8 protein-coding genes and 1 pseudogene are annotated in these 13,586 nt (G+C 59.5%); 6 read left to right on the top strand and 3 right to left on the bottom strand.

Annotated elements, in window-relative coordinates; all coding sequences use genetic code 11:
- The first annotated feature begins 2 nt into the window (after positions 1–2).
- From dgcA to etfB, 4 genes are all read left to right on the top strand, one after another.
- Complete coding sequence (dgcA, locus tag BZK31_RS22925; RefSeq protein ID WP_083185585.1) at positions 3–2,063, top strand: dimethylglycine demethylation protein DgcA; 2,061 nt, start codon at positions 3–5, stop codon at positions 2,061–2,063.
- Positions 2,064–2,180: 117 nt separating this feature from the next.
- On the top strand, positions 2,181–4,145 hold the full coding sequence (dgcB, locus tag BZK31_RS22920) for a dimethylglycine demethylation protein DgcB (RefSeq protein WP_083185584.1): 1,965 nt from the start codon (positions 2,181–2,183) through the stop codon (positions 4,143–4,145).
- Complete coding sequence (gene etfA, locus BZK31_RS22915; protein WP_083185583.1) at positions 4,145–5,365, top strand: electron transfer flavoprotein subunit alpha; 1,221 nt, start codon at positions 4,145–4,147, stop codon at positions 5,363–5,365. Before dgcB ends, etfA begins: the two co-directional genes overlap by 1 nt.
- Positions 5,355–6,161, top strand: coding sequence for an electron transfer flavoprotein subunit beta (etfB, locus tag BZK31_RS22910; protein WP_083185582.1), 807 nt, complete (start codon positions 5,355–5,357; stop codon positions 6,159–6,161). The genes etfA and etfB overlap by 11 nt, the downstream gene beginning before the upstream one ends.
- Positions 6,162–6,777: 616 nt before the next feature.
- Here etfB and BZK31_RS22905 read toward each other — a convergent pair.
- Together BZK31_RS22905 and gbcA are read right to left on the bottom strand one after the other, a co-directional pair.
- Positions 6,778–8,527, bottom strand: a pseudogene (locus tag BZK31_RS22905) (fibronectin type III domain-containing protein).
- A 326-nt stretch (positions 8,528–8,853) separates the two neighbouring features.
- Entirely contained in the window at positions 8,854–10,152 is a 1,299-nt protein-coding gene (gbcA, locus tag BZK31_RS22900; RefSeq protein ID WP_083185581.1) for a glycine-betaine demethylase subunit GbcA, read from the bottom strand.
- 310 nt (positions 10,153–10,462) lie between these two features.
- On the opposite strand from gbcA, the gene gbcB reads away from it, so the two are divergent.
- Entirely contained in the window at positions 10,463–11,563 is a 1,101-nt protein-coding gene (gene gbcB, locus BZK31_RS22890; RefSeq protein WP_083185580.1) for a glycine-betaine demethylase subunit GbcB, read from the top strand.
- Between the two features lie 21 nt (positions 11,564–11,584).
- Here the strand turns inward: gbcB and BZK31_RS22885 are convergent, their stop codons facing one another.
- Complete coding sequence (locus BZK31_RS22885) at positions 11,585–12,625, bottom strand: threonine aldolase family protein (protein ID WP_083185579.1); 1,041 nt, start codon at positions 12,623–12,625, stop codon at positions 11,585–11,587.
- Positions 12,626–12,723: 98 nt separating this feature from the next.
- Between BZK31_RS22885 and BZK31_RS22880 the strand changes: the two genes are divergently transcribed.
- Positions 12,724–13,470: a TraX family protein gene (locus BZK31_RS22880; protein WP_083185578.1), complete on the top strand. Its 747-nt coding sequence runs from the start codon at positions 12,724–12,726 to the stop codon at positions 13,468–13,470.
- Positions 13,471–13,586 lie beyond the last annotated feature (116 nt).

Here is a 13,586-nt window from a genome sequence, read left to right as displayed (position 1 = left end):
TTATGGCTTTCGAAGCGATGTTCCAGCCGATTCAGATCGGCAAGCTCACCATCCGCAACCGCGTGCTCAGCACTGCGCATGCCGAGGTCTACGCCACCGACGGCGGGATGACCACCGACCGTTACGTGAAGTACTACGAAGAGAAAGCCAAGGGCGGTATCGGTCTGGCGATCTGCGGCGGCTCGTCCAGTGTCGCGATCGACAGCCCGCAAGGCTGGTGGAAATCGGTCAACCTGGCCACCGACCGGATCATCCCGCATTTCCAGAATCTGGCCGACGCCATGCACAAGCACGGCGCCAAGATCATGATCCAGATTACCCATATGGGTCGTCGCTCGCGCTGGGACGGTGATCACTGGCCGACCCTGATGTCGCCATCGGGCATCCGCGAGCCGGTGCACCGCGCCACCTGCAAAACCATCGAGCCCGAGGAAATCTGGCGGGTGATCGGTAACTACGCCAGCGCTGCAGCACGTGCCAAGGCCGGTGGCCTGGATGGCGTGGAACTGTCAGCCGTGCACCAGCACATGATCGACCAGTTCTGGAGCCCGCGGGTCAACAAACGTACCGATGAGTGGGGCGGCAGCTTCGAGAACCGCATGCGCTTCGGCCTGGAAGTCATCAAGGCCGTGCGCAAGGAAGTCGGTCCTGACTTCTGCGTGGGCCTGCGTATCTGCGGTGATGAGTTTCACCCCGATGGTCTGAGCCACGAGGACATGAAACAGATCGCCAAGTACTACGACGACACCGGCATGATCGACTTCATTGGCGTGGTCGGCTCGGGTTGCGACACTCACAACACCCTCGCCAACGTGATCCCCAACATGAGTTATCCACCGGAGCCGTTTCTGCATCTGGCTGCCGGTATCAAGGAAGTGGTCAAGGCACCGGTGCTGCATGCGCAGAACATCAAGGACCCGAACCAGGCCACGCGCATTCTGGAAGGCGGCTATGTCGACATGGTCGGCATGACCCGCGCGCACATCGCTGACCCGCACCTGATTGCCAAGATCAAGATGGGCCAGATCGATCAGATCAAGCAGTGCGTCGGCGCCAACTACTGCATCGACCGCCAGTATCAGGGGCTGGACGTGCTGTGCATCCAGAACGCGGCCACGTCGCGGGAATACATGGGGGTGCCGCACATCATCGAAAAATCCACCGGGCCGAAACGCAAGGTGGTGATCGTGGGTGCCGGTCCTGCCGGCATGGAAGCGGCGCGCGTGTCGGCCGAACGTGGGCATGACGTCACGCTGTTCGAGAAAAAGGAGTTCATCGGCGGGCAGATCACCACGGCGTCGAAAGCACCGCAACGTGACCAGATCGCCGGTATCACCCGCTGGTTCCAGTTGGAACTGGCGCGCCTGAAAGTCGATCTGCGTCTGGGTACGGCAGCTGATGCCGCAACCATTCTCGACCTGCGTCCCGATATCGTGGTGCTGGCGGTGGGCGGTCATCCATTTCTGGAGCAGAACGAACACTGGGGCGCGGCGGAAGGACTGGTGGTCAGCAGTTGGGACGTACTGGACGGCAAGGTTGCGCCGGGCAAGAACGTGCTGGTCTACGACACCATCTGCGAATTCACCGGCATGTCCGTGGCCGACTTCCTGGCCGACAAGGGCAGCCAGGTCGAGATCGTCACCGATGACATCAAGCCGGGCGTGGCGATTGGCGGCACTTCGTTCCCGACCTACTACCGCAGCATGTACCCCAAGGAAGTGATCATGACCGGCGACATGATGCTGGAGAAGGTCTATCGCGAGGGTGACAAGCTGGTGGCTGTGCTGGAGAACGAATACACCGGGGCCAAGGAAGAGCGAGTGGTCGATCAGGTGGTGGTGGAGAACGGTGTGCGTCCTGACGAGGCGATCTACTACGCGCTCAAGGAAGGCTCGCGCAACAAGGGCCAGATCGACATCGACGCGCTGTTCGCCATCCAGCCGCAACCGTCGTTGAGTCAGCCGGGCGATGGTTACCTGCTGTTCCGGATCGGCGATTGCGTGGCGCAACGCAATACCCACGCGGCGATCTATGACGGCTTGCGCCTGTGCAAGGATTTTTGAAAGCCATCCTGTGGAGGCGCACGGTCTTGTGGGAGTGAGCAGGTTCGCTCCCACTGAATCCGTTGCGGCAATCAGACGATTTGGCCTGCAAGACCGCTTGGCTTTCGGGAGCTTCAGATGCTAGACACTCTTCTTCCCATCCTGCTGTTCAGCGCTCTGGCCCTTGCGGTGCTGGGCGCGATGCGGCGGGTAAAAATGTGGCGCAACGGGCGGGCCTCCGACGTCGACTGGCTAGGCGGGCTGCTGGCCATGCCCAAGCGTTACATGGTCGATCTGCACCATGTGGTCGCCCGTGACAAATACATCGCCAACACCCACGTCGCCACGGCAGGCGGTGCGGTAGCGTCCATCATTCTGGCGATTCTGGTGCATGGCTTCGGTCTGCATAACCGCCTGCTCGGCTACGCGTTGCTGTTGATGACGGCCGTCATGTTTGTGGGTGCGATCTTCGTTTATCGACGTCGCCTGAACCCGCCCGCTCGCCTGTCCAAAGGACCGTGGATGCGCCTGCCGAAAAGCCTGATGGCGTTTTCCGCGAGCTTCTTCGTGGTCACGCTGCCGGTGGCGGGCATCCTGCCCGAACACTTCGGCGGCTGGGTGCTGGTCGTGATCCTGGGGCTGGGTGTGCTGTGGGGCGTGAGCGAGCTGTTCTTCGGCATGACTTGGGGCGGGCCAATGAAGCACGCTTTTGCCGGTGCGCTGCATCTGGCCTGGCACCGTCGCGCCGAGCGCTTCGGCGGTGGTCGCTCCACCGGTCTCAAGCCACTGGACCTCAAGGATACGAGCGCGCCGCTGGGTGTGGAAAAGCCTGCGGATTTCACCTGGAATCAATTGCTGGGTTTTGACGCCTGCGTCCAGTGCGGCAAGTGCGAAGCTGCATGCCCGGCGTTCGCGGCAGGCCAGCCGCTCAATCCAAAAAAACTCATTCAGGACATGGTGGTCGGTCTGGCAGGTGGCACCGATGCGCGCTTTGCGGGCAGTCCGTACCCGTCGCTGGACGGCAAGGGCAGGCCGATCGGCGAGCATGGCGGCAACCCGCATCAGCCGATCGTCAACGGTCTGGTGGATGCTGAAACGCTATGGTCGTGCACCACCTGCCGGGCGTGCGTCGAGGAATGCCCGATGATGATCGAGCACGTTGATGCCATCGTCGATATGCGCCGTCACCTTACTCTGGAAAAGGGCGCTACCCCGAACAAGGGTGCCGAGGTGCTGGACAACCTGATCGCCACCGATAATCCCGGCGGGTTCGCCCCCGGTGGACGAATGAACTGGGCGGCGGATCTGAACCTGACGCTGATGAGCGAGAAAAAGACCGCGGACGTGCTGTTTTGGGTCGGCGACGGCGCCTTCGACATGCGTAATCAGCGCACCCTGCGCGCATTCGTCAAAGTCCTGAAAGCCGCAGGCGTCGACTTTGCCGTACTGGGGCTTGAGGAGCGCGACAGCGGTGATGTGGCGCGTCGTCTTGGCGATGAGGCGACTTTTCAGATGCTGGCCAGGCGCAATATTCAGACCCTCGCCAAGTACCGCTTCACGCGCATCGTGACCTGCGATCCGCACAGCTTTCATGTACTGAAAAATGAGTACGGCGCGTTCGGTGGCGAGTATCAGGTGCAGCATCACAGCACTTACATGGCCGAATTGATTCACAGCGGTTCCGTCAGATTGGGCCAGCACAAAGGCACCCGCGTGACCTATCACGATCCGTGTTACCTGGGGCGCTATAACGGGGAATACGAAGCGCCGCGTGAGGTGCTGCGTGCGTTGGGTATCGAGATCAAGGAAATGCAGCGCTCCGGTTTCCGTTCGCGCTGCTGCGGTGGCGGTGGCGGCGCGCCGATCACTGACATTCCCGGCAGACAGCGTATCCCCGACATGCGCATGGACGACATTCGCGAAACCGGTGCCGAGCTGGTGGCGGTGGGTTGTCCACAATGCACCGCGATGCTCGAAGGGGTGGTCGAGCCGAGGCCGTTGATCAAGGACATCGCCGAACTGGTCGCCGATGCGTTGCTGGATGACGAAGTTATCCCCAGCAAGACCGTTCCGGCAAAGCGCGAACCTGCGGAGGTGCACTGATGAGCGACATCATTCGTCGTGACCCACGTGCCGAGTGGATCGCCCGTAACCGTTTGCATCCCTTGCATGCGGCCATGCAGCCTGCGCAAACCCGGTGGATGGGGCCTAACGGGCTGATACGCAAGAACGTGCACGGTCTGGGCTTCATCGGTCCGAACGGCATCAAGCGGATCGACCGCAGCGGCGCGCAGCAGGGCGGAGCGGCCAGGCGTTCGGCTGCGGCGGAAGTGCAATTGCCGCTGCATCAGGTCGTGGAGCCTGTGTTTTACATCTGCGTGGTGCCGGACATGGTCGGCGGCCGCCTGAGCAGCCACGACCGCGACCTGCTGGGGCTGGCTCGTCAAATGGCGGGCGCTGAAGGCGCGGTGCTGGCCGTGGTGTTCGGTGAACACAAGGAAACCGCATTCGAGACCGCAGGCGTAGACCGTTTGTTGATACTGGATGGCATCGAGTTCAGCGGTTATTCACCGGAGCAGCGTGTGCAGGGCTTGCGTGCTGTGGATAACCAGTTCAATCCCCGGCATTGGTTGCTGCCTGACAGCCGCTCGGGCGGCGCAGAATTGGGTCGGCGCTTTGCCGCCAGTATCGGCGAGCGTCCCGCGACACGGGTCTGGCAGGTCAAGGATGAACATTGCATCGGCCGCGCTGGTGCAGGACAGCAAGATCTGGTGCGGCCATTGTCGAGGTTGATTCTGGCTGCCGCCGAATGTGCCGAGCCGGTCAGCGAAACCCGTCACGAGGCGTTGCCTGTGGAGTTATCCACAACTGTGGCGCGTAGTCTGTCGCGGATCGAAGATCTCGGGGCGGTCAGCGTCAACCCGGCAGTTATCCCCATGGCCGAAGCCGAGTTCATTCTGTCGGGCGGCAATGGGGTCAAGGACTGGGCACTGTTTCATCGAACCGCCGCTGCACTCGGCGCGACCGAAGGAGCATCGCGGGTCGCTGTGGATGACGGCTTCATGGGGCGCGAGCGTCAGGTCGGCGCCAGTGGCACCTGGGTCACGGCACGAGTCTATGTGGCTGTGGGTATCTCGGGTGCCATTCAGCACCTTCAGGGCATTGGCGCCTGTGACAAGGTCGTGGCGGTCAATCTGGATCCGGGCTGCGACATGGTCAAACGCGCCGACCTGTCGGTGATCGGCGAGAGCGCAGCCATTCTCGATGCGCTGATCGCAGCGGTCGAGGCCTGGCGCAATGGGGAGAAGCGCGATGCAGCCTGATCAAAGTAAGGTGTCGATGGATAAGTCGGACGTGCAGATCATCAGTCTGGTCTCCGTTGGCGCGCATCCGACATCCGGTCGGCCACGCCGTGCTGAGCAGGATGCGCGAGCGGTCGAACTCGGCTTGCAACTGGCTGGGGATAACTTGCAGGTGCTGCACGCGGGCGATGCCCAGGAGCCGGCACTGCGGGCTTATCTGGGCATGGGACTGAGCGAGCTGCATGTCCTCCAGCAACCGCAGGGCGCCGATGCGCTGGTCGCCCTGACCGACTACATCCGCGATTCTGCCGCGCAAGTGGTGCTGACCGGCAGCCAGGCCGAAACCGGCGAAGGATCGGGCATGCTGCCATTCCTGCTCGCTGAACGGCTCGGCTGGCCGATGGTGAACGGGCTTGCCGAGGTTGAGTCGCTGAACGAGGGCTCGGCGCTCGTTCTGCAGGCGCTACCGCGGGGCCAGCGTCGTCGCTTGAAAGTGCGTCTGCCGTTTCTCGCGACGGTAGACAATGCCGCACCCAAACCGCGTCAAAGCGCCTACGGACCCGCGCAGCGCGGTGTGCTGGGCGTCGAAGAGGTCGAGGTCGTGGTTGACGACTTACTCACAGACCAGGCGCTGCAGCCCGCGAAGTCCAGACCCAAGCGTCTAAAAGTCATCAAAGCCAAAAGCGGTGCCGACCGTATGAAGGCAGCAACGGCCAAGGCCAGTGGCGGCGGCGGGCAGGTGCTCAAAGGCGTTAGCCCGGAAGAGGGCGCTGCTGCGATCCTCAAATTGCTGATCGAAGAAGGCGTAGTGCGCTAATCCACAGCGTGGCGGGCAGTTACGCACAATCCCTGTGCATCTGCCTGTGGATAACATGTTCGCGCCTTGGTAAAGCCCTTGTAAACCGGACCTTACAAGCGTGCGGTCAAAAAGTGATCAGCTAAGTTACGGTTTTAGCTGGTTTTTTACCTGTGAATAACATCAGGTTGTCCACCGCCTGGAATTGGGATTACCCACAATCTCTGTTGGCGTATCTGTGGACAAGTTGTTCGTGATCGTTTGCAAGCCTTTAAATTAAAGGTTTTCAGTCTTTTGTGCAAAAAATGATCAATCTGCTTGCTGGTCGCTCGAAACCAGGTCACAGCTACTCAATCGTGTCGTTAAGACAGTTTTCCACAGGTGAAGCACTCCACGACATCAAGTTGTACCCAAACTCTGTTGGCGCTTCTGTGGATAACATGTTCGTGACCGTCTGTACGTCAAGTGAGGACTGGCTTCCAGAGGTTTGATCAAATAATGTACAGCCAGATCAGGAAAAGAGCCCAGAATGAAGCGCCATTTTTAACCGTGTTTTGAGGCTTTCGGAATGACTTATCCATGCCGTTAGCGCATCGTGCTGTGGATAAGTCATTTCCCCGTATATCTACGGCCTGCCTTAAGCACGGCTCCACAATCCGGTTGCCCTGTCGGGTGTCCAGCTTTCTTCGGATGCGTGGGCGTGCGTGCATTCATAAGCCGCTTGCTGATAACTCACGTTATCGCCCTTGTCATAGTGAACATGCGCTGCCCATTCCGCTGCGCTGCCGCCTTCTTCTTCAGTCACCACTTCCAGCACGTCACTGATCTGGGAAAACTGTCCAGTAGCATCCTGAGCCGCGACAAAGTATTCATAGGCTGTGTCGGGTTGCACGTCTGCCGCATCGGTATAGGTTGTCGCTGGGGAGTCGGTAGTGCCCGCCTCATCGCCGTCACGATACACATGATACGTGCTGATTTCGGAACCGATAGACGGGTCCCAGGCGAGCGAAACGCTGCCGGCCGTGACGGCGGTAGCGCGCAGATTACGAGGGGGCGTCAGATCTTCACCTTCCCCGCCTTCTGCCTGTGTACTTACACGCAGTTCTGCAGACAGTTCGGAAGCATTGCCCGCCGTATCGATCGCCTTGATCCGGTATGTGTAAGTAGAGCCAGGTTCAAGCCCGCTGTCTGTGAAAGGGGGATGGCTCACCGGTTGCTCCAATGCCGCGCCATTTCGATGGAGCACATACTGGAGCACTGGCAACGGGCCTGTCGACAGCGACCAGGTGAGCGTCACCGATGTGCTGGTCTGTTCGGACGAAGCCAGATGCTTGGGTACGGTCGGTTTGTCCGGCACTGGCGGTTCACCTTCGGTGAGGTATCCATAGCGTGTGACGAATTCCCAGTTGTAAGGGGTGCCGTTCTTGTCTTTCCCGTCATCCCAGTTGATGGACCAGGTCATCAGGCCACGAATCGGGTTTCCGTCGGATTTAAGCGATTCCAGTGCGCGGTTGACATCGCCCGCATCAATAACGTAACCCGTGGCAGCTGCATCATTGTTAGTAGGCAGGCCGATGGCGAGACGATTGGCTGGAATGCTGGAAAACCCACGCGTGCCATTGATCAGGCTGTCGGTGAGGTAATAAAGAAACTCTTCTTTAAAACCATCATCATTTTGAGGAATCCACAGTTCTAGCTCATCAACCCATGTGCCATCAACCCCCTTGGTTATAATACTGTGGCGCAATGAAGTCGTACTCGTCTTGCAGCGCCGAAATATACTTCAGGTAAGGACCGTTCTCCCTGAGATAAGGAAACTCGGGTGCCATACTGATAATGAAATGTTTGCCTTCGGCTTTGTAATGTTCGCGGACCAGTTTCAACGCGGCGGGCAAGACCGTCGCATTATCGGCAGCCGTGATGGCCGATTGTTCCAGGTCAATATCCAGTCCATCGAAACCGTACGATTCAACCAGCCTGCATATCTCGGCGGCCAGCGCTGTTTCCTGACCCGCAGTGAGCTCGATGTGCGCATCCGCCCCGCCCAGCGAAATCAGTACCGCGCGGCCCTGTGCGTTCAATTGAGCGACTTGGGCCCGGAAATCTGCATCGGTGCCTTTGTAAGGTTTGAAGGTCGGAATGCCGCTGCCTTTCATGAAGGCCACCGCCACGACGTTGTACGCTTTTGGAATATCGCTCAGGGCCAGTTCTTTGAACATCCCTTGTTGGTAACCCTGACCCGGTTCAGAACCCCAGTTATGCCAGAAGCCCATCAGAATATTCTTGCCCTGGATATCGGGCATGTCAGAGGCTGCATCTGCGGCGGACTTTCTATGACGGTTGATATATTTTGTTATATGGCTTTTAAACAGGCGAGTGGTAAACATGGTTGCGATCCATTTATTGATCCAGTGGCGACAGCAATGGGCCGTCGGGTTTCCATTCCGTTGGAAACGTCCATTAAGCTTAGTGGGTATTTCGAGGGAGTATGCCGGAGGGAGAGGCGCAACATGCTTTTTGATGGCTCAGCGACGAGTGGCCGATACGGTTGCCAGCATCTTTAAAGTAGAAAGGAATATGGATGAGTTAATCGCGGGTCATACCACTGTGCAAAAGGTGTTAACGCGTAGTTCTGATTTGCCTGATGCTTATCGCAATCCCCGGCGACGCTCAGAAGTTGTAGTGAACGTCGCCGGGTAAGTGCCCTATGCACTCATTCGTGATTCACCGCCACGCCTTTCAAATAGGGCGCAGGTTCGGCGCCCAGGTTCTCCAGCATACGCGAGCTGTACCAATCGACGAAGTTGACCACGCCGAACTCGTAGGTCTTGGAGTAAGGGCCTGGCTGATAAGCGGTTGAGTTGATGCCGCGCTGGTTTTCCTCGGCCAGACGACGGTCCTGATCGTTGGTGGCATCCCAGACCTGACGCATGCGCTCCACGTCGTAATCCACGCCTTCCACCGCGTCCTTGTGCACGATCCATTTGGTGGTGACCATGGTTTCCTGCGCGCTGATCGGCCACACGGTGAACACGATGATGTGATCGCCCATGCAGTGGTTCCACGAATGCGGCAGGTGAAGGATGCGCATCGAGCCCAGGTCCGGGTTCTGGATGCGGCCCATCAGCTTCTTGCAGCCGACCTTACCGTCCAGGGTCATCGACACGGTGCCTTTGAGCAGCGGCATGCGCACGATTCGGTTACGCAGACCGAAGCTGGCATGAGCGTAGGGGATCTTCTCGGCTTCCCACGCGGCGGCGGAGGCGGCCACGTGATCCTTGAAGGCCTGATCGGCGCGCGGGTCGGTGACGTCGTCCCATTCCAGCAGGGTCTTGAGCAGTTCGGGGTGCGAGGCGTTGCAGTGGTAGCACTCGCGGTTGTTTTCGAGGACCAGCTTCCAGTTGGCCTTTTCCATCAAGGTGGTTTGCACCGCCACCTTGGTGTTCTCCATGTCGTAGGGTTCCATGTAATGACGCAATGTCGACAGGAACTCGTCGATGGCCGGCGGGTTCTCCGCCAGGCTGATGAAGATGTAACCGCCTGCGGTTTTCACGTTCACAGGCTTAAGGCCGAACTGCTTCATGTCGAAGTCGTCGCCCATTTCCGTGCCGGCGTACAGCAGGCGACCGTCCAGTTCGTAGGTCCACTGGTGATAGTGACAGACCAGTTTGGCCACCTTGCCTTTCTCTGCGGTGCACAGGCGTGAGCCGCGATGGCGGCACACGTTGTGAAAGGCATTGACCACGCCGTCCGGGCCGCGTACCACCAGAATCGGGTTCTTGCCGATCTGCAGCGTCAGGTAGTTGCCCTTGGCCGGGATTTCACAGGTCATCCCCGCAATCAGCCACTCCTTCTGGAAAATCTCCTGCATGTCGATTTCGAACAGCCGATCATCACTGTAGAAAGGCTGCGGCAACGAATACGTGCGCTCACGATTCTGCAGCATCTCGGCAGTGGCCTTGCGTGCAGGTTCCAGCGGGTCGCCCAGGCTCAAGGTTGCGGTGACGTCCATCGTTAAAATCCCTCATGACCGCGTCGTTGGCGGCCTGCGAATGTGGCTGATACGGTTGTTGTCGCGTTGCACGCAGGGCGACCGATGCGTCATCCATGCTTGATTACCTTTAGTGGCGAGTGTGGAGGCGGGCGCGGAGCGAACCTTATCCATGGGCGACATGGCCGAATCCGTTCCCGACGCGAAAGCCCTTGTCCCTTGGGGCTGGTCGCCGTAAGTACGTGAATGTCGTTGATGGATAAGTGGCCGTGTCGTGCGTTGAGCAGAATCCGCAGCATAAGAGGCCGACAGTCGGCCGTGGAGATCATGTATGTCCCAAAGTTTCCTCAGCCCGGTCACGACCCAGACATGGGCCAACGGGCGTCACCTGGTTCGAGTCGTCAAAGTCATCCAGGAAACCTGGGATGTGCGCACGTTCTGCTTCATGGCCGACCAGCCGATCCTGTTCTTTTTCAAGCCCGGGCAGTTCGTGACCCTTGAGCTGGAAATCGACGGTGTGCCGATCATGCGCTCTTACACCATCTCCAGCTCGCCGTCAGTGCCTTACAGTTTTTCGATTACCGTCAAGCGCGTGCCGGGCGGCAAGGTGTCCAATTACCTGCACGATACGCTGCATGAAGGTCAGGAGCTGGCGGTGCACGGGCCGGTCGGCCTGTTCAACGCCATCGATTTTCCGAACCCGAAGATTCTCTACCTCAGCGGCGGCGTCGGCATTACGCCAGTGATGTCGATGGCACGCTGGTTCTATGACACCAATGCCAACGTCGACATGGTGTTCGTGCACAGCGCCCGTTCGCCAAAAGACATCATCTATCACCGCGAGCTGGAACACATGGCGTCGCGGATCGACAACTTCAGCCTGCACCTGGTCTGCGAAAAGCACGGGCTGGGCGAGCCATGGGCCGGGTATCGCGGTTACCTGAACCAGAAAATGCTCGAGCTGATGGCGCCGGATTTCATGGACCGCGAGGTGTTCTGCTGCGGCCCGACACCGTACATGACCGCGGTCAAACGCCTGTTGCAGGAAAACGGCTTCAACATGGCGCAGTACCACGAGGAGTCGTTCGGTGCGACGCCGCCCGAAGCCCGCGCCGACGCGGTCGAACAGGCCGAGATCGCCGCCGATGCGCCGGACATCGACATTGCCGATCTGCATCAGGTGGAGTTCACCGACACCGGCAAGAGCATTCGCGTGGGGCCGGGCGAAACCGTCCACGCCGCCGCGGCCAAGCTGGGCCTGATGATCCCCAAGGCCTGCGGCATGGGCATCTGTGGCACCTGCAAGGTGATGAAACTCAGCGGCGAAGTGGAAATGGAGCACAATGGCGGCATCACCGACGACGACGTTGCAGAAGGCTACATCCTGTCCTGCTGCAGCGTGCCGAAAGGGGACGTGCGAATCGAGTATTGAGCCTCGCGTGGGTGACGCAGGTCAGCCCTGCATCACCTGCCGGATATCGGCGGCCAGCTCGCGGACACGGTCTTCTTCGGTGTCCCACGAGCACATGAAGCGTGCGCCGCCGTTGCCGATGAAGGTGTAGAAACGCCAGCCTCTGGCGGTCAGTGCCGCAATCGCCGCTTCTGACAGTTGCAGGAACACGCCGTTGGCCTGCACCGGAAACATCAGTTCCACACCCGGGATGTCTTTGACCAGATCGGCCAGCAGCTGGGCGCAGTGATTGGCGTGGCGGGCATGTTTGAGCCAGGCGTCGTTTTCCAGCAGACCGACCCACGGCGCTGACAGAAAGCGCATCTTCGAAGCCAGTTGCCCGGCCTGCTTGCAGCGATAGTCGAAGTCTTCGGCCAGGTCATGGTTGAAGAACAGAATCGCCTCGCCCACCGCCATGCCGTTTTTAGTGCCGCCGAAGCACAGCACATCGACGCCCGACTTCCAGGTCAGCTCGGCGGGCGAACATTCCAGAAACGCGCAGGCATTGGAGAAACGCGCACCGTCCATGTGCAGGTGCAGGCCCAGCTCCTTGCAGGTAGCGCTGATCGCCTTCAACTCGTCGGGCTGGTAGACGCCGCCCACTTCCGTGGCCTGGGTCAGGGTCACGACGCGAGGTTTGGGGTAATGAATGTCCTGACGCTTGAGCGCCACTTCGCGGATCGATTCCGGCGTCAGCTTGCCGCCTGCACTGCGGGCGGTCAGCAGCTTGGAGCCGTTGGAGAAGAATTCCGGTGCGCCGCACTCATCGGTTTCGACGTGGGCGGTTTCCGAACAGATGACACTGTGGTAACTCTGGCACAGCGATGACAACGCCAACGAGTTGGCCGCCGTACCGTTGAAGGCAAAGAACACTTCGCAGTCGGTTTCGAACAAACGCCGGAAATCATCCGACGCTCGCGCAGTCCATTGATCGTCGCCGTAGGCACGCTGATGACCCTTGTTCGCCTGCTCCATGGCTGCCCAGGCTTCTGGGCAGATACCGGAATAGTTGTCGCTGGCGAACTGTTGGCTTTGGTCTGTCATGGCCGATTCCTTGTGGGCTTATGGCGCCCACTGTATCGAAAAACCGGTGGCGCGGTCATGTATTGCCTGCGAAACACGCTGACCTGTTCGGGAGTGATATGGACCTTTCCAACCCGCCTTTTCTGCCGGGACGCAACAAGGCGCTGGACCTGCTCAAGTGGCTGGCGATATTGAGCATGGTGCTCGACCACCTGCGGTACGTGGGCTGGTCGGTGAACGAACTGTATGTGCCGGGCCGCTTTGCGTTCCCCTTTTTCTGTCTGGCCATCGCGACCAATCTTTCACGACGCAGCGCCGCGTTGACTGCCCCACGTGTGCACTGGCGCTATCTCGTCTGGCTGTTGGCCTTCGCGGTGCTGTCGGAGATCCCTTATCGGCTGTTCATGCTGGATGCGGGGGTGCTGAACGTAATGCCGACCTTGCTATTGGGCTTGCTGATCACTCAGGGCTGGCAGCATCGAACCCCTGTAACGCGGGTGATGGCGATTGTCGCGTTGCTGCTGGGGCTGATGTTTCAGAAATATCTGATGTTCGGCATCGCGGGCGTGTTGTTGCCGCTGGTGTTTCTCTGGGTGCTGAACAGGTCGCTCGGTTATGCGGTTTTTCCGGCAGTGTTCTGCCTGGCGGGCAATGCCTGGCCCGAGATGTTTGCCGGTGCGGCGTGGGGGGATCCGATTTCCATCGGGTCGTTGATCGCTTGTCTGATCGCGCCGCTGCTGGGTCTTGCGTTGCTGCGCACCAAGCCGCGCTTCAAGGTACTGCCGATGCGACGTTGGGCGTACGCGATCTACCCGCTGCATTTTCTGACGTTGCTGGTGTTGCGTGAAGTGTTGCAGGTGCTTTGAGTCGTCGTGACGACCCAGGTGACAGTGAGCTTGCGCGCATATGTCGGTAAACCTGCAAAACGTGCCGCGTCTGAAAGGCAGCTTTCGCGAGCAAACTCGCTTGTGTCTTTGATCAA

Origin of the sequence: Pseudomonas floridensis (genome assembly GCF_002087235.1) — a bacterium.
In the GTDB taxonomy this organism is placed as follows: Bacteria; Pseudomonadota; Gammaproteobacteria; order Pseudomonadales; family Pseudomonadaceae; genus Aquipseudomonas; species Aquipseudomonas floridensis.
The sequence above is the reverse complement of the archived record's forward strand: the minus strand, read 5'-3'. Positions and strand labels throughout refer to the sequence as shown.

What these genes read in the sequence shown, in the direction of transcription:
- BZK31_RS22880 (WP_083185578.1), top strand. Translation starts at nt 12,724, where the DNA reads ATGGACCTTTCCAACCCGCCTTTTCTGCCGGGACGCAACAAGGCGCTG.
- dgcA (WP_083185585.1), top strand. Translation starts at nt 3, where the DNA reads ATGGCTTTCGAAGCGATGTTCCAGCCGATTCAGATCGGCAAGCTCACC.
- gbcA (WP_083185581.1), bottom strand. Translation starts at nt 10,152, where the DNA reads ATGGACGTCACCGCAACCTTGAGCCTGGGCGACCCGCTGGAACCTGCA.
- dgcB (WP_083185584.1), top strand. Translation starts at nt 2,181, where the DNA reads ATGCTAGACACTCTTCTTCCCATCCTGCTGTTCAGCGCTCTGGCCCTT.
- BZK31_RS22885 (WP_083185579.1), bottom strand. Translation starts at nt 12,625, where the DNA reads ATGACAGACCAAAGCCAACAGTTCGCCAGCGACAACTATTCCGGTATC.
- etfB (WP_083185582.1), top strand. Translation starts at nt 5,355, where the DNA reads ATGCAGCCTGATCAAAGTAAGGTGTCGATGGATAAGTCGGACGTGCAG.
- etfA (WP_083185583.1), top strand. Translation starts at nt 4,145, where the DNA reads ATGAGCGACATCATTCGTCGTGACCCACGTGCCGAGTGGATCGCCCGT.
- gbcB (WP_083185580.1), top strand. Translation starts at nt 10,463, where the DNA reads ATGTCCCAAAGTTTCCTCAGCCCGGTCACGACCCAGACATGGGCCAAC.